Annotated in this window: 19 protein-coding genes; 9 read left to right on the top strand and 10 right to left on the bottom strand. The window is 73.1% G+C overall.

Annotation, left to right across the window (positions count from 1 at the left end; genetic code table 11):
- Nucleotides 1-70 precede the first annotated feature (70 nt).
- Nucleotides 71-721, top strand: a complete 651-nt coding sequence (locus ACH4DX_RS26955) for a hypothetical protein (protein WP_398119856.1) — start codon at nt 71-73, stop codon at nt 719-721.
- 26 nt (nt 722-747) lie between these two features.
- Here ACH4DX_RS26955 and ACH4DX_RS26950 read toward each other — a convergent pair whose 3' ends face one another.
- The gene (locus ACH4DX_RS26950) at nt 748-1,491 is read right to left on the bottom strand and encodes an SLATT domain-containing protein (protein ID WP_398157273.1); all 744 of its coding nucleotides are present in this window, start codon (nt 1,489-1,491) and stop codon (nt 748-750) included.
- A 331-nt stretch (nt 1,492-1,822) separates the two neighbouring features.
- On the opposite strand from ACH4DX_RS26950, the gene ACH4DX_RS26945 reads away from it, so the two are divergent.
- The 7 genes from ACH4DX_RS26945 to ACH4DX_RS26915 all read left to right on the top strand — a co-directional run bounded on the left by ACH4DX_RS26945 (nt 1,823) and on the right by ACH4DX_RS26915 (nt 8,720).
- A complete protein-coding gene (locus tag ACH4DX_RS26945) occupies nt 1,823-2,164 on the top strand; it encodes a YbaB/EbfC family nucleoid-associated protein (protein ID WP_398119858.1) in 342 nt (113 codons plus the stop codon).
- A 136-nt stretch (nt 2,165-2,300) separates the two neighbouring features.
- Nucleotides 2,301-2,900 carry a recombination mediator RecR gene (recR, locus tag ACH4DX_RS26940; RefSeq protein ID WP_058852390.1) on the top strand — a complete coding sequence of 200 codons (600 nt, stop codon included), beginning with the start codon at nt 2,301-2,303 and terminating at the stop codon, nt 2,898-2,900.
- On the top strand, nt 2,893-3,573 hold the full coding sequence (locus ACH4DX_RS26935; protein ID WP_398119860.1) for a DUF5063 domain-containing protein: 681 nt from the start codon (nt 2,893-2,895) through the stop codon (nt 3,571-3,573). The genes recR and ACH4DX_RS26935 overlap by 8 nt, the downstream gene beginning before the upstream one ends.
- A 220-nt stretch (nt 3,574-3,793) precedes the next feature.
- Nucleotides 3,794-5,065, top strand: a complete 1,272-nt coding sequence (locus ACH4DX_RS26930; RefSeq protein WP_398119862.1) for an aspartate kinase — start codon at nt 3,794-3,796, stop codon at nt 5,063-5,065.
- Nucleotides 5,062-6,120: an aspartate-semialdehyde dehydrogenase gene (locus ACH4DX_RS26925; RefSeq protein WP_398157080.1), complete on the top strand. Its 1,059-nt coding sequence runs from the start codon at nt 5,062-5,064 to the stop codon at nt 6,118-6,120. Before ACH4DX_RS26930 ends, ACH4DX_RS26925 begins: the two co-directional genes overlap by 4 nt.
- A 402-nt stretch (nt 6,121-6,522) precedes the next feature.
- On the top strand, nt 6,523-7,176 hold the full coding sequence (locus ACH4DX_RS26920; protein ID WP_398119864.1) for a SigE family RNA polymerase sigma factor: 654 nt from the start codon (nt 6,523-6,525) through the stop codon (nt 7,174-7,176).
- Nucleotides 7,173-8,720 (top strand): hypothetical protein, encoded by a 1,548-nt coding sequence (locus ACH4DX_RS26915; protein ID WP_398157079.1) that lies wholly within the window; start codon nt 7,173-7,175, stop codon nt 8,718-8,720. Before ACH4DX_RS26920 ends, ACH4DX_RS26915 begins: the two co-directional genes overlap by 4 nt.
- 36 nt (nt 8,721-8,756) lie before the next feature.
- Here ACH4DX_RS26915 and ACH4DX_RS26910 read toward each other — a convergent pair whose 3' ends face one another.
- From ACH4DX_RS26910 to ACH4DX_RS26870, 9 genes are all read right to left on the bottom strand, one after another.
- Nucleotides 8,757-9,596, bottom strand: a complete 840-nt coding sequence (locus ACH4DX_RS26910) for an SURF1 family protein (protein ID WP_398157078.1) — start codon at nt 9,594-9,596, stop codon at nt 8,757-8,759.
- Nucleotides 9,597-9,773: 177 nt separating this feature from the next.
- Nucleotides 9,774-11,612, bottom strand: a complete 1,839-nt coding sequence (locus tag ACH4DX_RS26905; RefSeq protein ID WP_398157077.1) for a prolyl oligopeptidase family serine peptidase — start codon at nt 11,610-11,612, stop codon at nt 9,774-9,776.
- A gap of 74 nt (nt 11,613-11,686) precedes the next feature.
- Nucleotides 11,687-12,208: a hypothetical protein gene (locus ACH4DX_RS26900; protein ID WP_398157076.1), complete on the bottom strand. Its 522-nt coding sequence runs from the start codon at nt 12,206-12,208 to the stop codon at nt 11,687-11,689.
- 208 nt (nt 12,209-12,416) lie between these two features.
- Nucleotides 12,417-13,076 carry a DJ-1/PfpI family protein gene (locus tag ACH4DX_RS26895; RefSeq protein ID WP_398157075.1) on the bottom strand — a complete coding sequence of 220 codons (660 nt, stop codon included), beginning with the start codon at nt 13,074-13,076 and terminating at the stop codon, nt 12,417-12,419.
- A 207-nt stretch (nt 13,077-13,283) separates the two neighbouring features.
- Nucleotides 13,284-13,508 carry a DUF4287 domain-containing protein gene (locus tag ACH4DX_RS26890; RefSeq protein WP_398119875.1) on the bottom strand — a complete coding sequence of 75 codons (225 nt, stop codon included), beginning with the start codon at nt 13,506-13,508 and terminating at the stop codon, nt 13,284-13,286.
- A 158-nt stretch (nt 13,509-13,666) separates the two neighbouring features.
- The gene (locus ACH4DX_RS26885) at nt 13,667-14,872 is read right to left on the bottom strand and encodes an ABC transporter permease (protein WP_398119877.1); all 1,206 of its coding nucleotides are present in this window, start codon (nt 14,870-14,872) and stop codon (nt 13,667-13,669) included.
- The gene (locus tag ACH4DX_RS26880; RefSeq protein WP_398157074.1) at nt 14,869-15,633 is read right to left on the bottom strand and encodes an ABC transporter ATP-binding protein; all 765 of its coding nucleotides are present in this window, start codon (nt 15,631-15,633) and stop codon (nt 14,869-14,871) included. Before ACH4DX_RS26880 ends, ACH4DX_RS26885 begins: the two co-directional genes overlap by 4 nt.
- A complete protein-coding gene (locus ACH4DX_RS26875) occupies nt 15,630-16,703 on the bottom strand; it encodes a peptidoglycan-binding protein (protein ID WP_398157073.1) in 1,074 nt (357 codons plus the stop codon). The genes ACH4DX_RS26880 and ACH4DX_RS26875 overlap by 4 nt, the downstream gene beginning before the upstream one ends.
- A complete protein-coding gene (locus tag ACH4DX_RS26870) occupies nt 16,704-17,408 on the bottom strand; it encodes a hypothetical protein (protein WP_398157072.1) in 705 nt (234 codons plus the stop codon). It abuts the gene before it with no gap.
- Nucleotides 17,409-17,552: 144 nt separating this feature from the next.
- Between ACH4DX_RS26870 and ACH4DX_RS26865 the strand changes: the two genes are divergently transcribed.
- Nucleotides 17,553-18,242, top strand: coding sequence for a response regulator transcription factor (locus tag ACH4DX_RS26865; RefSeq protein WP_398157071.1), 690 nt, complete (start codon nt 17,553-17,555; stop codon nt 18,240-18,242).
- Nucleotides 18,243-18,244: the final 2 nt, after the last annotated feature.

The following is an 18,244-nucleotide window of genomic DNA, read 5'->3' as shown; positions in this document are numbered from 1 at the left end:
AACACGCACGGTGGCTACGCCAGGTAGCCGCGCACGAAGCCCTTCACCGAGTCGACCCTAGGAGCATTTCTTGGCCTGCGACCTGTGGCTGGTCCCGCTCGTCGACGTGCTGTGTCACAGCGCCGACAACCCCTTCGCCGAGGAACTCGCCGTGTACGACAAGGCGCTCGGCGAGGCCGGACTCCCCTCGGTGCCCGTGTACGCCTACATGCCGGGTCTCTCCGGCGACGTGGCCCCGGTCGCGGGGTTCGACTACGACGCGCTGCACTTCCTGCGCCGCGCCTATCTGCTGAAGATCTGCGGCCTCGAGGTCACGCCCGTCGACGCGCTCGGCGGCGACTACGAACAGCTCCTGGAGATGTTCGACGCGACCGCGCAGCAGTCGCACCTCGTGTGGCACTACGACCACGCGGGCGCGTACGTGCCCGTGGACTTCCCCGCGCCGCTCTCCAACGACGAGCTGCTGGCAGGCGGCGGTCCGCTCGGCTCGTCCCAGGCACTCCTGCGGGAGCTGGAGTACGTCGCCCCGTCCATCGGCATAGACCCGGCGAACCCCCCGCTCCCCCCGGCCCCGCCCCAGGCCCCCACCACCCTGGAGGAACCGGCGGACCCGGCCCCCCACGACCCGAGCCCCTTCGCCCGCGAACGCCACGTCTGGCTCGGTCTGCACGCGGCCACGACACGGAGCCTCGCCCAGGGCTCCATGATCATCTACAGCTGACCGCGGACGCCCCCGCGCCGCCGGGCCTACCGAGGCTCGGGCGGCCGCTGCCGAGGCATGTTGGGCCGGGCCCCCGGCGGCAGCGGAAACCGCCCGGGCCCGGGACCCCCTTCCCGGGGCTGACCGGAACTCCCGCCGGGCACGGCACCCTGCATCACCAGGGGCGCGGGGCCCGACCGGAACTCCACCATCCAGTCGGCCGTCTCGGCCCGGACGAGTTCCGTCACATCCTCGGAGAACCGCCGCAGCACCCCGAGGCACCGCTCGGCCGCCTCGCTGGCCGTGCCGTCCGTGGGCCCGAGGACCTCCCGCACGCTCTCCGACGCCCAGTCGAACTGCAACACCTGGAGCCGCCGCTGCACGGCCTGCGCGGTGGCCATGTCCCGCATCCACCCGGAGGTGAGCCCGAAGAACCGGTCGCACCCCACGCACGCCACCGAGGCGAGCAGCGACACGTACCCCCAGGGAGCCGCGCCCGCGACCCCGCCCGCGAGGTCGAGCAGCACGAGCACCCCCGCCCCCACGGCCCCGAGCGCGGCCCCGCCCCGCAGCAGCCTGGCGCCGAGCCGCTTGCGGGACCGGTCGCGCAGGTACCAGCCGGCGGTGTCGAGGGCCCCGCGCTCCACCCAGCGGTACAGCTCGTCGAGCCGGTCCGCCGGCTCGCCCCAGTCGCCCAGGGGGAACGGCCGCCCCGCCAGGTCCCCGGGCGGCGGCCCGGGCGTGGGGTGACCGGCGCCGCTCCCTTCCTGGGGCACCCCCTCAGGCTGCATCTCCGGCTGGTGGTGGCTCACCCGGCACTCCCTCGGCTTCCGCACGCCGCTTCCGCGTGCATAAGTGACGCAACGTAATGGATGGTGCCCGTGCGCGGCACCAGTCCTACCGCCCAATGGGTGGCTATGCGGCAGTTTTCGCGGCTTTTCCGCCGGGAAGGGGCGCTTGATCAGGTATAGGCGCGCGGCAGATCTCACCCGAACGAGTGGCGACCGGAGTGCTGGGGCGCGTGCACCCACGACCACGTAGGCTCGTGACAGACGGGAAAACCCCGCCATACGGACCATCCGAACCGACCCATCGACCCCTTTCGACGACCAGGAGCTGATCGTGATCCCCGGTGGTGGCCAGCCCAATATGCAGCAGCTGCTCCAGCAGGCCCAGAAGATGCAGCAGGACCTCGCCGCCGCGCAGGAGGACCTCGCGCGCACGGAGGTCGAGGGACAGGCCGGCGGCGGCCTCGTCAAGGCGACGGTCACCGGCTCCGGCGAGCTGCGCGGCCTCGTGATCGACCCGGAGGCGGTCGACCCCGAGGACACCGAGACCCTCGCGGACCTGGTGGTCGCGGCCGTGCAGGCGGCGAACGAGAACGCCCAGGCGCTCCAGCAGCAGAAGCTCGGCCCGCTCGCCCAGGGCCTCGGCGGCGGCGGCATCCCGGGACTGCCGTTCTAGGGCACCGCGGCCCGGGCCCCGCGGTTCCCTTCTAAGTCGGCCGACGGCCAACTACGGTACGTACAAAAGCTCCCTGAGCCCCCGAGAATGAAGATCCGGAAGCCGGGTACGGCGACCGGGAACAGGAAGGCAATCCGTGTACGAAGGCGTGGTCCAGGACCTCATCGACGAACTGGGCAGGCTGCCCGGCGTCGGTCCCAAGAGCGCGCAGCGGATCGCCTTCCACATCCTCCAGGCCGAGCCCACCGACGTCCGCCGTCTCGCCCACGCGCTGCTCGAGGTCAAGGACAAGGTCCGCTTCTGCGCGACCTGCGGGAACGTCGCGCAGGAGGAGCTGTGCAACATCTGCCGCGACCCGCGCCGCGACCCCGCGGTCATCTGTGTGGTGGAGGAGCCCAAGGACGTGGTGGCGATCGAGCGGACCCGTGAGTTCCGCGGTCGGTACCACGTCCTCGGCGGGGCCATCAGCCCGATCGAAGGCGTGGGCCCCGACGATCTGCGTATACGGGAACTCCTCGCCAGGCTCGCCGACGGCACGGTCACGGAGCTGATCCTGGCCACCGACCCGAACCTGGAGGGCGAGGCCACGGCGACGTACCTCGCGCGCATGATCAAGCCCATGGGCCTGAAGGTCACCCGCCTGGCCAGCGGACTCCCTGTCGGGGGAGATCTGGAATACGCGGACGAGGTCACCCTGGGCCGCGCCTTCGAGGGGAGACGACTCCTAGATGTCTAAGTCAGCCGAAGCACACCAGAGCACGCTCCTGCACTCCGCCGCCCCGGACCCGGACGACTTCGCGGTCCAGATCTCCGACCAGATCGAGAGCTTCATCGTGGCGGTCACGGAGGTCGCGCGCGGCGACGAGCCGGACTCGGCCGTCCCCTTCCTGCTCCTCGAGGTCTCCCAGTTGCTCCTCGCCGGGGGCCGTCTCGGCGCGCACGAGGACATCGTCCCCGACGAGCGGTACGAGCCGGACCTCGGCCCGGAGGGCGACGTGGACGAGCTCCGCGAGCGGCTCGCCGCCCTGCTCGCCCCGATCGACGTCTACTCCGAGGTCTTCGACCCCTACGAGCCCCGCAAGGCGCCGGTGGCCTGCCGCATCTCCGACGACCTCGCCGACGTCGTCACCGATCTGCGGCACGGCCTCGCCCACTACCGCGCGGGCCGCACCTCGGAAGCCCTGTGGTGGTGGCAGTTCTCCTACTTCTCGAACTGGGGCGCCACCGCGTCCGCGTCCCTGCGCGCCTTGCAGTCCCTGGTGGCCCACGTCCGGCTCAACCAGCCCCTGGAGGACCTGGACGGGCTCGACACCGACGAGGACCTCTCCGACGACGCCCTCGCGGAGGTCGCGGGCCAGGTCATGGTGGAGGAGCTCGGGGGCCCGCTGGGGCTGCGCGAGGCGAAGTAGGCCGTCCGTCCGGGCGCTGTGACCCGCCCCACTTTCCGGAGTGGGTGGCTCCACGGCGGGCATGTGCCCTCGCGGAGCGGCCGGAGCACGGACTGCCCGCTGATCACGGACTGAGCGGGACATCTCATGATGTGATACGCGCGGGGTGGGAACCGGCCGCTCGTTAGACTGAGCCGACCGCAGCAGTGCGGTAAGAGACGTAAACGAGCGAGGAGCGCACGTGGGCCTTGTCGTGCAGAAGTACGGAGGCTCCTCCGTAGCCGATGCCGAGGGCATCAAGCGGGTCGCCAAGCGGATCGTCGACGCCAAGAAGAACGGCCACCAGGTGGTCGTCGTGGTGTCGGCGATGGGTGACACGACGGATGAGTTGATCGATCTCGCCGGACAGGTATCGCCGATCCCTGCCGGGCGTGAGTTCGACATGCTGCTGACCGCCGGAGAGCGGATCTCCATGGCGCTGCTCGCCATGGCGATCAAGAACCTGGGCCACGCGGCCCAGTCGTTCACCGGCAGCCAGGCCGGTGTCATCACCGACTCGGTGCACAACAAAGCGCGCATCATCGATGTCACGCCCGGCCGCATCCGGACCTCGATCGACGAGGGCAACATCGCCATCGTCGCCGGGTTCCAGGGTGTCAGCCAGGAGGGCAAGAACATCACCACGCTGGGCCGCGGCGGTTCCGACACCACGGCCGTGGCCCTCGCCGCCGCGCTCGACGCGGAGGTCTGCGAGATCTACACGGACGTCGACGGTGTGTTCACCGCCGACCCGCGCGTCGTGAAGAAGGCGCGGAAGATCGACTGGATCTCCTTCGAGGACATGCTGGAGCTGGCCAGCTCCGGGTCCAAGGTGCTGCTCCACCGCTGCGTGGAGTACGCCCGCCGCTACAACATCCCGATCCATGTGCGCTCGTCCTTCAGCGGCTTGCAGGGCACGTGGGTCAGCAACGAACCGCAAGGGGACCGCAAGGTGGAGCAGGCCATCATCTCCGGTGTCGCACACGACACGTCCGAGGCCAAGATCACGGTCGTGGGCGTCCCGGACAAGCCGGGCGAGGCCGCGTCGATCTTCCGCGCCATCGCCGACGCCCAGGTCAACATCGACATGGTCGTGCAGAACGTCTCGGCCGCCTCCACGGGGCTCACCGACATCTCCTTCACGCTGCCGAAGACCGAGGGCCCCAAGGCCATCGAGGCCCTGGAGAAGACCAAGGCGGGCGTCGGCTTCGACTCCCTGCGCTACGACGACCAGATCGCGAAGATCTCCCTCGTCGGCGCGGGCATGAAGACCAACCCCGGTGTCACGGCGACGTTCTTCGAGGCGCTCAGCGACGCGGGCGTGAACATCGAGCTGATCTCGACCTCCGAGATCCGCATCTCCGTCGTCACCCGCGCCGACGACGTGAACGAGGCCGTCCGGGCCGTGCACACCGCCTTCGGGCTCGACTCCGACTCGGACGAGGCCGTGGTCTATGGAGGCACCGGGCGATGAACCGCAAGCCGACGCTCGCGGTCGTCGGAGCGACCGGGGCCGTCGGCACGGTGATGCTCCAGATCCTGTCGCAGCACGCCGACATCTGGGGCGAGATCCGACTCGTCGCGTCTCCGCGCACAGCCGGCCGCAAGCTGGCCGTGCGCGGCGTCGAGGTCGAGGTCCTCGCGCTGACCGAGGACGTCTTCGACGGCGTCGACGTCGCCATGTTCGACGTCCCCGTCGCCGTCGCCGAGCAGTGGGCGCCCATCGCCGCCTCGCGCGGCGTCGTCGTGGTGGACAACTCCGCGGCCTTCCGGATGGACCCGGACGTGCCGCTCGTCGTGCCCGAGGTCAATCCGCACGCCGCCCGGGTGCGGCCGCGCGGCATCGTCGCCAACCCCAACTGCACCACCCTGTCGATGATCGTGGCCCTCGGCGCCCTGCACGCCGAGTTCGGCCTGCGGGAGCTGATCGTCTCCTCGTACCAGGCGGTCAGCGGGGCGGGCCGCGACGGCATCGACACCCTGCGGCGCCAACTGCGGCTGGTCGCGGGCTCCGAGCTGGGCACGGGCCCCGGCGACGTGCGCCGGGCCGTGGGCGAGGACACCGGGCCCTTCCCCGAGCCCGTCGCCCTGAACGTGGTGCCGTGGGTCGGCGCGCTCCGCGAGGACGGCTGGTCCTCGGAGGAGATGAAGGTCCGCGACGAGTCCCGCAAGATCCTCGGCCTGCCCGATCTGCGGGTCGCCGTCACCTGCGTACGGGTGCCCGTCGTCACCACCCACTCCCTGACCGTGCACGCGCGCTTCGAGGACGAGGTGACCGTCGCCCGTGCCCGCGAGATCCTCGCGACCGCGCCGGGCGTCGTGCTCTTCGACGACCCCGCCGCCGGCGAGTTCCCGACGCCCGCCGACGCCACCGGCACCGACCCGACCTGGGTGGGACGCCTGCGCCGCTCCCTGGACGACCCGACGGGCCTCGAACTCTTCGTGTGCGGCGACAACTTGCGCAAGGGCGCCGCCCTCAACACCACGCAGATCGCGGAGCTGGTGGCGGGGGAGCTCGGGAACCGCTGAGCGGACACGCGGCCCGCGTCAGCGGACGCCGTGCTTCCGGTGCCCGGAGCGGAGGGCCCGCTGGGAAGTGTGTAAGTTCTGTGTCCAACCTGATGGTCCAGACCGCTTGAACTGGGACGTCTCCACGTTCGAAGATTCGGCTTCTGTGCGCTGCAACCGCGGCGGCGCAGCGCGCGTCTTCGCCGTCGCCCTCCAGTGGGCGGCCTGAAGTGCTGCGTAAAGAAGATGGGGCATAGGGGAAGAGCTGGTACGCATGGGGGCATTTGATGCATCGTCGCGAGCGATTCCCGCAGCCGCGACGCACGCCGCGACCACGGCGTGCACGCCTCGCGCCGGGCACGCGATGCAATACGCCACACCCGGCGCGTACAACCCTGATGGGGGGAAGCGTGTCCAACAGGCGTGGCAGAGGTACTGGACTTCACAGCGGCGAGCGGCGCGGCGGCACTGCGACCGCCCCGGCGGCGCGTTCCCGGCGGCATGCCGGTGATCGCCCCCATGCCCGCGGCGCGGCCTGCCCGCATCCCGACTCAGCGCGAGGGCGATGAGTTGAGCGTGACCGCGGGCACCACCGTCGACCATCTCACCGAGACCTACCGCGCGCACTACAGGTCGCTGCTCGGCCTCGCCGCCCTGCTCCTGGACGACACCGCGTCCTGCGAGGACGTCGTGCAGGAGGCCTTCATCCGCGTGCACTCCGCGCGCAAGCGGGTGCGCGACCCCGAGAAGACCCTCGCCTATCTGCGCCAGACCGTCGTGAACCTCTCCCGGTCCGCGCTGCGCCGCCGCATCCTCGGCCTGAAGCTGCTCACCAAGCCGATGCCCGACATGGCGAGCGCCGAGGAGGGCGCGTACGACCAGCTGGAGCGCGACGAGCTGATCAAGGCCATGCGCAACCTCCAGCGCCGCCAGCGCGAGGTCCTCGTCCTGCGGTACTTCGCCGACATGACCGAGGCCCAGGTCGCCGAGACCCTCGGCATATCCCTCGGCTCGGTCAAGGCGTACGGCTCGCGGGGCATCGCCGCCCTACGGGTCGCCATGGAGGCCCCGGCATGACGTACAAGGGGCGCACGAGGAACGGCGCTGCGCGCGGCACCACGCGCGAACGACAGAACGTGAACGTGAACGTGTACGAAGAAGAGCGACGCACCGCCCGCGGCCGCGGAATCGGCGTCCTGGGCCTGCTCGCGAGCGGCGGTCCCGGCCGGTCTGCCGCGTCAGCCGGGTCCGCGGGGCCCGGTGTGGTCCTGGACCTGGTGGCGGGGACGGGCCCGTCCGGCGCGGACGGTGCCTCCGGGGGCGGTGGGGGCCCGAAGGGCTCTGAAGGGGGCCCGAAGGGCTCGGTGGACGGTCCGGCGGGCAAGGACTCGGCGGGCGGTCCGGCGAACAAGGGGCCGACGGGCAAGGGCCCGGCTAGCAAGGGCCCCGTTGGCAAGCAGGCCGAGGGACCAGGCGGGTCCGGCAGTCCGGGTTCCGGCGGCTCGGGTGGCGGCTCCCGCGGGGGCGGCTCCGGCAAGGGTCCCTTCGGAGGGGGTCCGTCCGGTGACGGCGCGGCCGGTGACGGCGACGAGCCCGGGGGCCTCGACCCCGACGAACTGGCGCTGCGGCGCCTGCTCAAGGACACCGTCGGCGGGATCACACCGGGCGACGCCGCCCTGGACAGGCTGCGGCACGCGGTGCCCGCGCGCCGCGCCCGCAAGCGCCAGGCCGTCGTCGGTGTGGCCGCCGCCGCGCTCCTCGTCGGCACGGCCATCCCCGCCCTGGTGCACGTCACCAACTCCGGCGGCGACTCCGACGCCCGCCCCTCCATCGTGGGCGCGGGCAGCGACCAGCCGAGCCGGGAGGACTCCGGCGGCGCCGCCGACCGCGACCGGCGCGAGCAGGAGTCCGTGAGCGACAAGCCCAAGGACAAGAAGGAAAAGAAGGAAGAAAAGGGCAAGAAGGAGAAGGAGAAGGGCGGCAAGGACAGGGGCGACAAGCCCGACGGTGCCACCGGCGGCCACGAACCGAACTCCGAGGACACCGCCGCCGCCTCCTCACCGGCCTGCGCCGCCGCCCAGCTCAGCGCCGTCGGCACCACCGGGCCCGTCGAGGCCGACGGCAAGGTGTACGGCACGTTCCGCATCTCCAACGTCTCCGGCGACAGCTGCACCGTGAGCAGCGCGGGCACCGTAGCCGCCGCGGCCCAGGGCGCCACCGAGCCGGGCAACGTCAACGTCGTCGACCACACGGCGGGCGACGCCGCGGTCGGCCTGCCCGACCCGGCGCAGGAGTCGAGCTCGCTCGTCCTGAAGGCCGGGGCGGCCTACGAGGTGCGGTTCGCCTGGGTGCCTTCGGCCACCTGTCCGTCCGAGGGCGGCGACCCCTCGCCGAACCCGTCGCCCAGTGACGGCGGCACCACGGGCGGGAGCACCGGCGGCTCCGAGACCGGCGACCCGGGCGGCGCGACACCCCAGCTGGTCCGCACGGACGACGGCACGGTCGACGGCAGCGTCGCGGTGTCCCTCACGGCGGACCCGGGGTCGCCCTCGGTGAGCACGACGGTCGGCAACGCGTGTTCCGGGACGGTGTACAAGACCGGGGTGCTCGCGGCGCAGTAGCCCCACGCGGTCCGCGGGCGCGTCGGCCCCGGTGCGTCAGCCCGGGCCGGGCGCCGCCTCCACCGTCGTACAGGAGTCCGCCGCGGTGTCGGGGGCCGGGTCGGCGTCCGGGTCCGGCAGCAGGCCGAGCGCCGAGTCCCGCGCGAACTCCCGCTCGCGCCGGAACAGACGGAACCACATGAAGAGCACGAACCCGGCGAAGACGAACCACTCACCGGTGTAGCCCAGGTTCTGGAACGCCTTCATGTCCAGGCCGCTGTCCTCGGGCGCCGACGCCGGTACGGGCCGCAGGCCCGCCCCGCTCCTGTCGCCCTCGTCGAGCGTGATCCACGCGTCGTACACGTCGTCCGGGACCAGGTTCACCAGGGACGCCGCGCTGATCATGCCGACCTGTCCCGAGGGCAGCCCGCCCGCCCTGGACACGCCGTCGGAGCTGAGGCTCTCCGACGCCTGTAGGGCGCCGGTCACCTCGACCTCGCCCCGCGGGGCCGCCGGTGCCTTGCTCGCGTCGGCGGTGCCCGGCAGCCAGCCCCGGACCACCGGCAGGGACCTGCCGTCGCCCGTGTCCAGGAGCGTGAGCACATAGAACCCGCGCTTGTCGTCCAACTCCCGGTCCGGTACGAGGAGTTGCTTGCCCCACCGCCCGGTGGCCGCCGCCGTCTCGCCCGACGTCCTCTTGTCCACGGGGAGCAGTGAGGTCAGCGGGCGGGCCGCGCCCGTGTCCGCGGTGGCGTGCTGCTTGGCGTCCTCGTGGTCCTGTACGCGGTCCTCGAAGCGGCTCAGCTGCCAGGAGCCCATGAACAGGCACACGGGGATCGACAGCGCGACGAAGAGGTTGATCCCCCACCAGCGTGGGGTCAGCAGGAACCGGTACACCCCTCCACGGTACGGGGCGCGACGCGAGGGGCCCTCGCGGGGGGCGCCCCGGACCCCGCTCCGCACACGCCGGTGGGGCTGATTTTCAGCCCGTCCGGCGTTTGAGGACCGGGGGTCCAGGGGGCGGAGCCCCTTGGTCACGGGAAAGGGGCGGGACCGGGGCGCCCCCGCGAGGACCTACCCCAGATGCCGCCGCGCGAAGTCGAGCTCCAGGCCCACCTGCTTGATCCGCTCGTCCACGACCAGTGACCCGTGCCCCGCCTCGTAGCGGTACACCTCGTGCACGGCGCCCCGCGCCGCGAGCCGGTCCACGTAGTTCTCGACCTGCCGGATCGGGCAGCGCGGGTCGTTCACCCCGGCGGAGATGTAGAGCGGGGCCTTCACGGCGTCCACGTACGTCAGCGGGGACGAGGCCGCGAAGCGCTCGGGGACCTCTTCGGGCGTACCCCCGAAGAGGGTGCGGTCGAGGGCCTTGAGGGCCTCCATCTCGTCGTGGTACGCCGTCACGTAGTCCGCGACGGGCACGGCGGACAGACCGAGGGCCCAGGCGTCGGGCTGGGTGCCGAGGCCGAGGAGCGTGAGGTAGCCGCCCCAGGAGCCGCCGGACAGGACGAGGCGGGCCGGGTCGGCGAGGCCCGACGACACGGCCCACTCGCGCACGGCCGCGATGTCCTCCAGCTCGATGAGGCCGACGCGGTGCTTGAGGGCGTCCGTCCACTCCCGGCCGTACCCGGTGGAGCCGCGGTAGTTGACCCGGACCACGGCGTACCCGTGGTCGACCCAGGCGGCGGGTCCCGCCGTGAAGGCGTCGCTGTCGTGCCAGGTCGGGCCGCCGTGCACCTCGAACACGGTGGGCAGCGGTCCCCTCGACCCCACGGGCTTCTGCACGAGGGCGTGGATGCGGCCGCCGGGACCCTCGACCCACACGTCCTCGACCGGCACCGAGCGGGGCGCCTTCATGCCGGGCGGGTCGAGGACGACCTGGCCGGAGGTGGAGCGCAGGACCGGCGGCTCGGCGGCCGACGACCACATGTACTCCACGGTGCCGTCGGGGCGGGCGGTGGCGCCGGAGACGGAGCCGCGCGGGGTCGGTACGGGGGTCAGCTCGCGGGTGGCGAAGTCGTACCGCCACAGGTCGCCGCGGGCCTCGAAGCCGTGCGCGACGAGCAGCGCGGAGCCGTCCGGATACCACTCGGCGGAGACGTCGCCCGGCAGGTCGAGCGCCAGGTCGCTCTCCTCGCCCGTGGCCACGTCCCACACCATCGGCTCCCAGCGGCCGCGGCGCTGGTGGCCCACCAGGAGGCGGGTGTCGCCGTCCACCGGGGCGAAGCCGAGCACCTCAAGGCCCAGGTCGACGGTGCCGCCCTTGCTGTCGTCGAGGTCGGCGACCGTCGAGCCGTCGGTGCGCAGGACGCGCAGCGCGGCGTGCATCGCGTCGCCGTGCTCGGTGTGCTCGACGGCGATCAGGGTGCCGTCGTGCGACAGGTCGCCGACGCCGGCGGACTCGCGGTGGCGGTAGATCTCGGCGGGTGCCTCCCCGGGGGCCGCGTCCGCGCGCACGACGTGGATCGTCGAACCGTCCTCGTCGGTGGACCGGCCCACCGCCACCGTGCGCCCGTCGCGGCCGATGGCGAGGCCCGCCGGGTACGAGGGGGCGAGCCCCGGGACCGCGGGCTCGTCCGTGCCGCTGCCGTCGAAGGGCTGGCGCAGCCAGACGCCGAACTCGTCGCCGTCGGTGTCATCGAACCACCAGATCCAGCGGCCGTCCGGGGACAGCACGCCGTCCGTCGTGCCGTTCGGCCGGTCCGTGACCTGGCGCTGCTCGCCCGTCGCGCGGTCCCACGCGTACAGCTCGTACGTCCCCGTGGCGTTCGACACGAACAGGGAACGGTCCGGGGCGTCCTCCGCCCAGTCCGGCAGGGAGACGCGCGGGGCACGGAAGCGCTTCTCCCAGTCGGGCATCGATCCTTCGGTCCGCTCCGGTCCTGCGTGCGGCTGCTTACCCGTCTCACTCATGGCCCCATAGTGCCTGCAACCGGAGCCGAGCCGCCGACGGGGCTTTCGGACCTGTGGACAACCGAGCCGCGCCCTCAGCCGGAGCGCGGCCGCAGCCATGCCTCCCTCGGCGGCGTCGGGAACTCGCCCAGCTTCGTGTAGGACCATGCCCGCAGCACCTCGTGCGCGGACTTCGTGCCCGGCGGTACCGCGGCGGTGACGACGTCGTCGGTGTGCCGGGACAGCAGGAGGTCCCGCAGGCGGGTGGCGACGCCCCCGCGGCGGTACTCCGGAAGCACCATCAGCTCCGTGAGGACGAACAACCGCCCCGACCCGGCGGGGACGACCAGGTCGGCGGGCAGCAGGTCGCGGAAGGCGTCCGCGAGCGCGCCGCCCCGCTCGGGCCTGAAGCCGTACAGGCAACCGGCGAGCACGGAACCCGAGTTGGCGGTCACCATGTCGAAGTCCGACTCCTGCACATGCCGTTCGAACCGCTCGAGGAACGCCTCGCGGCCCCCGCCCTCCGGCTCGTGGCACGTCACGTACAGGTGCGCCATCGCCTCCCGCTGCTGCTCGGCCTGCCACCGGGTCAGCCGTCGCAAGAACACCTCAGCCATCCACGCCTCCCCCTCCGCGCCCGTGCCGCACCGTCCCGCCCACCGCGTCGGGTCCGTGCCGGGTGCACCTGGACTCCGCATGGTGACACCGCGGGAGCGCTCACGGAACTGCGCGCGTACGACGATCACACCCGGCGCCGACTTCGCCCGCGTCAGGCGCGGGTACCGACTTCGCCCGCGTCAGGTGTGAGAACCGCCTCCGCCCGCGTCAGATGCGGGTGCGCAGCACGGTCCCCCGCCGCTCGAACTCCATGAGGGCCTCGACCCGGCCGGCCGGCTCGGGGCCGAGCGCCCGCTCCAGGACCCACAGGGCGCCGTCGATCCCGGAACTCACCCCGCCCGCGCACACCAGGTCCCCGTCGTCGACCACGCGGGCGTCGCGCACGTCGGCGCCCTGTGCGCGCAGGTGGTCCTTCGCGCGGTGGTGCGTGGTGCACGGGCGGCCGCCGACGACACCGGCCGCGTGCAGCACCACCACACCCGTGCAGACACCGAGCAGGGTGAGGCCGGGGCGGGCCGCCTCCCGCAGGGCCCGGGTCAGGCGGCCCGCGGCGATCTCCGCCCAGACGCCCGGGCCGTTCCTGTCCCCGAAGCCGCCGCCCGGCACCACGAGGACGTCGGCCGAGCGGGGGTCCCAGGCGGCGGCGCCGGTCACCCGCGTACCGAAGCGGCCGGTGCAGCCGCCCGGACCGCCGCTGGTGACCAGCTTCGTCTCGACCCGCTGCCCCACCGTGCGCGCGGCGCCGAAGACCTCCAGGGGGCCGGCGAAGTCCAGCTCCTCGACGCCGTCGAAGACGACGATGTGCACCCGCAGCGGCCGCCCGCGCGTGCGCTCCCGGGACCCCGGCTGCGCGTGCGCCCGCGCCACCCCCGTGCCCCATGAAACTGCCGCACCGCCCGCACCCGCGGCGGCAGCCGACCTCAGCACCCCTCTGCGGTCCATGTCCGGCCCTCCTCGCTCCTCGGCAACGCCCGTCGTGACGCGGACAGTTGGTCGGGCGAGGGCGGGTCCTGGTTCCCGTGCGCCGAAAGAGCGGGTGCGCCCACCGCGCTCCGGCCGAGGGGGCGGGGGGTCCTACTGGCCGGACGTCTTGGAGCCGCCGGACAAGGTGTGGGCGACCAGGGCGTTGGCGTGCCCGTGGCCCAGGCCGTGCTCGGACTTCAGCCAGGCCACGAGCTCCATGTGCTTGCTCAGCTCCGACGCCCGGATGAGCGCCTCCCACTCCGCGACGGGACGCCCGTACTTCTTCTCGATCGAAGGAAAGTAGCTGGCGGGACCCTTCACAGCGGCAGTGGACATCTCGACACCCTCCCGTTCTCACGGTCTCGGCCCCGGCGGCCTCGACGTACGGAAGACCACCGGGGCCGCCGGAACTGATCGCCGAACCCGTGTGACGTGAGCCATAGACGCCTTGCGAGGGTGCCGCTGTGGGAGAGCACCCCCGCAAGAGCCGTACGTCAGGTGGCGTTCAGGGCCACCGTGGGGTGCAGCCGCGCGGCCCGCGCCGCCGGGTAGAGGCCCGCGAGGACGCCGATGAGCAGCGTCGCCGCGAAGCCGGCGGCCACGGACCAGGGCGGGACCACGGCGGTCCAGCCCTGGGCGAGGGCGAAGCCGAACGTCGCCGCCGCGCCGAGCACGGCCCCCGCCGCGCCGCCGAGCGCCGACAGCAGCAGCGACTCCGTCAGGAACTGCACCCGGACCGCGTTCCTGGTCGCGCCGATGGCGCGGCGCAGGCCGATCTCCTGGCGGCGCTCCAGGACCGAGACGACCATGGTGTTGGCCACGCCGACACCGCCGACCAGGAGCGCCACCGCGCCGAGCCCGAGCATCAGGGAGGTCAGGCCCTTGTCGGTCGCCGCCTTCGCCGCGAGCGCGTCCGAGGGTCTCGAGACCTTCACCGAGCCCTCGGCGCCGGGGCTCACCGTGCGGGCGAGCACGGCGCGGACGTCCTCGACGGCGGCGTCCGCGGACCGCTCGAAGACCATCGAGGGGTGGCCGTCGAAGCCGAAGTACGTCCGGGCCGCGGGGAAGCCGACCATCGCCACCCGGTCCAGGGTGGGCACCAGCTCCACGGGCGCGAGGATGCCGACCACGACGACGTACTCGTCGTCCAACATGATCTTCTCGCCGGGCCCGGTGACGCCGAGCCGCTGTGCGGCGATCGAGCCGAGGACCGTGACCGGCAGGTGCTCGTTGGCCCTGTCGAGCCAGGTCCCCTCGGCCACCCGGGCGCCGAGGGCCGCGAGCAGGTCCGTGCGGGCCGCCTGGGTGGTGACGCCCGCCGTCCGCTCCTCGGGCACCACGTCGCTGCGCCGTACCTTCGCGTCCACGTTGCCCGTCGCCGTCGCGTGCCGCACGGGGCCGATGCGCTCGACCATCGCCACCGCCGACTTCGGCAGCTTCAGGCTCCCGCCCAGCGGGTCCTGGCCCGCCTCCACGGTCAGGAGGTTGGTGCCGAGGCGGTCGAGCCGGGCCATCAGGTCCGCCTTGCTCGACTGCGACAGGCCCACCACGGCCACCATCGTGGCGATCCCGATGGCGATCCCGAGCGCGGACAGGACGACCCGGGCCCGGCGGGCGCGCAGCCCGACCGCGCCCAGCCCGAGCAGGTCGCGGGGCGAGAGCCTGGCGGGCTCCAGGCGTGTGCTGCTCCTGCCGCTCATCGCGCACTCCCCTCCCGCGTAGGGCTCTGCGACCGCGTACGGGGCTCCGCCTGCGTACCGGAGTCGGACGCGATCCGGCCGTCCCTGAAGCGCACCCGCCGCGGCAGCGCGTCCGCGATCTCGGTGTCGTGGGTGATCACGCAGACCGTGGTGCCCGCCGCGTTCAGCTCGCGGAGCAGTTCCATGACGACCTCGCCGGACGCCGTGTCCAGGGCGCCGGTCGGCTCGTCGGCAAGGAGCAGGTCCGGCTCGCCGACCAGCGCGCGGGCGATGGCGACGCGCTGCTTCTCGCCGCCGGACAGCTCGGCGGGCCGGTGGCCGACGCGGTGGCCGAGGCGGACCCGCTCCAGGGCGGCGCGGGCACGGGCCCCGCGCTCCCTGCGGGGGACGCCCGCGTACAGGAGGCCGTCCGCGACGTTGTCCAGGGCGTCGCGGCCCGCCGCCAGGTGGAAGTGCTGGAACACGAAGCCGATGTGGCGTGCGCGCAGCGCGGAGAGCCGGGCGTCCGGCATCCGCCCCACGTCGTACCCGGCCACGCGGACCGTTCCCGTCGTGGGCGCGTCGAGCGTGCCGATGACGTTGAGCACCGTCGACTTCCCCGACCCGGAGGGCCCGACGATCGCGAGGAGCTCACCCGCACCCACGGTGAGGCTCACCCCGCGCAGGGCGTGCACGCCCCCGGCGTACGACTTGGTGACGTCCCGCAGCTCGACGACGGGGACGGGGGCCCCGGGGCCCCTGGCGGGCGCGGGGAGCGTCATTCCTTCGCCACCCCGACCTTCATCCCCGCCCGGATCCGCGGACCGCTCACCTCGATGTGGCCGTCGGCCGTCATCCCCGTCCGCACCCGCACCATCCGGGACCCGCCCTCCTCGACGAGCTGCAAGCCGTAGCCGCCGTCCGTGCCGCGCAGCGCGACGACCGCCTCCACCGGCACCGCGAGCACGTCCTCGCGGCTCTCGCTGACGAACCGCACGCTCGCCGTGGCCGCGGCGTTCCCACCGGACACCGCGGCGGCCCCGCCGTGCAGGTCCACCTCGACCGTGATGCCGTCCCCCGCCGGGGCCTGCGAGCCCTCCTCGTCCTCGGGGCGCACCGTCCCCGTGACCCGGCCCCGCCGGGTCGTGCCGTCGGGCAGGGTCACCTCGACCTTGGTGCCCCGCGCGGTCAGCGAGGCGTCGGCCTGGTCGAGTTCGGCGCGTACGACGGGCCGCGTCGAGGCCACCGTGAGGACGGCGGTGTCCGGGCCCACCTGGTCGGCGAGCGCCGCGTCCGCGCGCACGACGGTGACCCGCGCGGGCTGGAAGACGACGTGGCCCTTGCCGACCCTGCCGGTCGGCGTCCGGTTCAGGGACCTCTGCCACCGCTCGACGGCGGCCTCCGTGGCCCGGTCGAAGCGCGGGTCGACGTACAGGCCCCTGCCGAAGCCGAGCGCGACGAGGTTGCGCTCCAGTTCCAGGACGTCGCTGCCGCGGTCGCCGACCTTCATCTCGCGAAACGCGGGCACGGGGCCGTAGAGCAGGGTGACGGGCTTGTCGTCCAGTTCGTAGAGCGCCTGGCCGCGGGCGACCGTGGCGCCCTGCCGGGCCGCGACCGTCACCGTGCCGGGCACCGCCGACTTCACCGGGCGGCGCCGCGCGAAGTCGAGCTTCCCGTCGACCGTCCTGGACTGCACGAGGTCGGTCCGCGCGATGGTGGCGGTGGCGGGCGGCAGCTCGCCGCGGCCGTCCCGCGCGCCTTCGCCGCCCCCGCCGTACGCGAGGGCGCAGACGCCGAGCGCGACGACGGCCGCCGTGGCGCCGCCGAGGAGGAAACCAGTACGGCGCCTCATCTACTGCATCCCGTCCAGGCCTTCGAGCAGCTTGCTGCGGCACGCCTCGCGGGCCTGCTTGTAGGCGGGCGACGACGGGTCGAGCGCCGGGTCGCCGGGGCTCGGGTCGCCGCCGGGGATGACGTTGCCGCCGGACATCGTGGGGTTGGTGAACTTGGACACGCCGTTCTCGCGCATGCACTTGGCGTGCGCGAGCATGGACTCGTAGTCCTTCTGCGCGTCGCGCTTCGGCTCCAGGTTCAGGGCCTTCTCCATCTCCGGGAAGCAGACGCCGTCCTTGCCGCCCTTGTACTCCTCGCCGCCGCCCTTCGGGTCGACGACCTCGTCGATCTTGGGCCAGTCCAGATAGCCGCTCAGGCGCGGATCGGGGAAGTCCTTCACCCCCGCCTTGGTCCGCATGCAGCGCACGTACGTCAACTGCGCGTCGTAGAAGGCGCTCTTGCCCCCGGCGGCGGCGCCCGACGAGTCCTTCCCGGCACCGTCGGCACCCGCCGTGCCGCCGCTGCCCTTCGCGGTCGGCTCCTCGGGTACGGACGCCACGTCGTCGCCCTTGCCGTCCCCGCCCGAACCGGAGTCGTCCCCGCCGCCGCACGCCACGGAGAACGCGAGCAGGGGAGCGGCGACGGCCGCGGCGAGGCGGAGCCGTGCGGCGCCCCCGCGGGCGCCGCGGGACGGGGTGTGGTCACTCATGCGCAGATCGCTCATGCGGATCACCGTCGGCCTCCCACATGGTGACTGCTCCATGGCCGCATGATGAGCGCGTAACAATTGGCGAGACGGCCCCCGATATCTCCCCGCATCTCCCCGCACGTCTCTGAACAGGGCAAACCCTCGCGCATAATCGGCGCCATGGCCCATGTGCTGCTGATCGAGGACGACGTGTCCGTGCGCGACGGCATGGAACTGGTGCTGCGCAGGCACGGCTACGACGTCGACACGGCCGCCTCCGGGGAGCACGCCCTCGCGCTGCTCGACTCCGCCGCGGGCGCGGGCGTGGAACTCGCCGTGCTCGACCTGATGCTGCCCGGCATCGACGGCTTCGAGGTCTGCCGCAGGCTGCGCGCCGCCGGATCGGCCCTGCCGGTGATCATGCTGACCGCGCGCGGCGACGACGGCGACATCGTGCGGGGCCTGGAGGCGGGCGCCGACGACTACGTGGTCAAGCCGGTGACCGCGCCCGTCCTGGAGGCCAGGATCCGGGCGGCGCTGCGGCGGGCCGAACCGGTGCGCTCGGCCCGCGGCGAGGACCACGCGGGCCTGGTCATCGACCGGGCGGGCCTCACCGTCAACAAGCGCGGCGTCCCGATCGCCCTGCCGCCCACCGAACTGCGCCTGCTGCTCGAACTGTCCGCGTCCCCCGCCCATGTCTTCAGCCGCGAACAGCTCCTGCGGTCGGTGTGGGAGCAGGGCTTCCTCGGCGACTCCCGGCTGGTGGACGCGGCGGTCGGCAGGCTCCGCGCCAAGATCGAGGACGTACCGGCGCGACCGCGCTACATCCAGACGGTACGGGGCTTCGGGTACCGCTTCGGGCCGGTGTGAAC

This window comes from Streptomyces sp. NPDC017940 (genome assembly GCF_044328435.1).
In the GTDB taxonomy this organism is placed as follows: Bacteria; Actinomycetota; Actinomycetes; order Streptomycetales; family Streptomycetaceae; genus Streptomyces.
This window is presented reverse-complemented; position numbering and strand designations above follow the sequence as displayed.

Bases quoted from the DNA above. Each gene is read 5' to 3' on its own strand.
- ACH4DX_RS26925 (WP_398157080.1), top strand. From the start codon at position 5,062: ATGAACCGCAAGCCGACGCTCGCGGTCGTCGGAGCGACCGGGGCCGTC.
- ACH4DX_RS26890 (WP_398119875.1), bottom strand. From the start codon at position 13,508: ATGTCCACTGCCGCTGTGAAGGGTCCCGCCAGCTACTTTCCTTCGATC.
- ACH4DX_RS26905 (WP_398157077.1), bottom strand. From the start codon at position 11,612: ATGAGTGAGACGGGTAAGCAGCCGCACGCAGGACCGGAGCGGACCGAA.
- ACH4DX_RS26915 (WP_398157079.1), top strand. From the start codon at position 7,173: ATGACGTACAAGGGGCGCACGAGGAACGGCGCTGCGCGCGGCACCACG.
- ACH4DX_RS26865 (WP_398157071.1), top strand. From the start codon at position 17,553: ATGGCCCATGTGCTGCTGATCGAGGACGACGTGTCCGTGCGCGACGGC.
- ACH4DX_RS26900 (WP_398157076.1), bottom strand. From the start codon at position 12,208: ATGGCTGAGGTGTTCTTGCGACGGCTGACCCGGTGGCAGGCCGAGCAG.
- ACH4DX_RS26875 (WP_398157073.1), bottom strand. From the start codon at position 16,703: ATGAGGCGCCGTACTGGTTTCCTCCTCGGCGGCGCCACGGCGGCCGTC.
- ACH4DX_RS26950 (WP_398157273.1), bottom strand. From the start codon at position 1,491: ATGCAGCCTGAGGGGGTGCCCCAGGAAGGGAGCGGCGCCGGTCACCCC.
- ACH4DX_RS26885 (WP_398119877.1), bottom strand. From the start codon at position 14,872: ATGAGCGGCAGGAGCAGCACACGCCTGGAGCCCGCCAGGCTCTCGCCC.
- ACH4DX_RS26880 (WP_398157074.1), bottom strand. From the start codon at position 15,633: ATGACGCTCCCCGCGCCCGCCAGGGGCCCCGGGGCCCCCGTCCCCGTC.
- ACH4DX_RS26935 (WP_398119860.1), top strand. From the start codon at position 2,893: ATGTCTAAGTCAGCCGAAGCACACCAGAGCACGCTCCTGCACTCCGCC.
- ACH4DX_RS26870 (WP_398157072.1), bottom strand. From the start codon at position 17,408: ATGAGCGATCTGCGCATGAGTGACCACACCCCGTCCCGCGGCGCCCGC.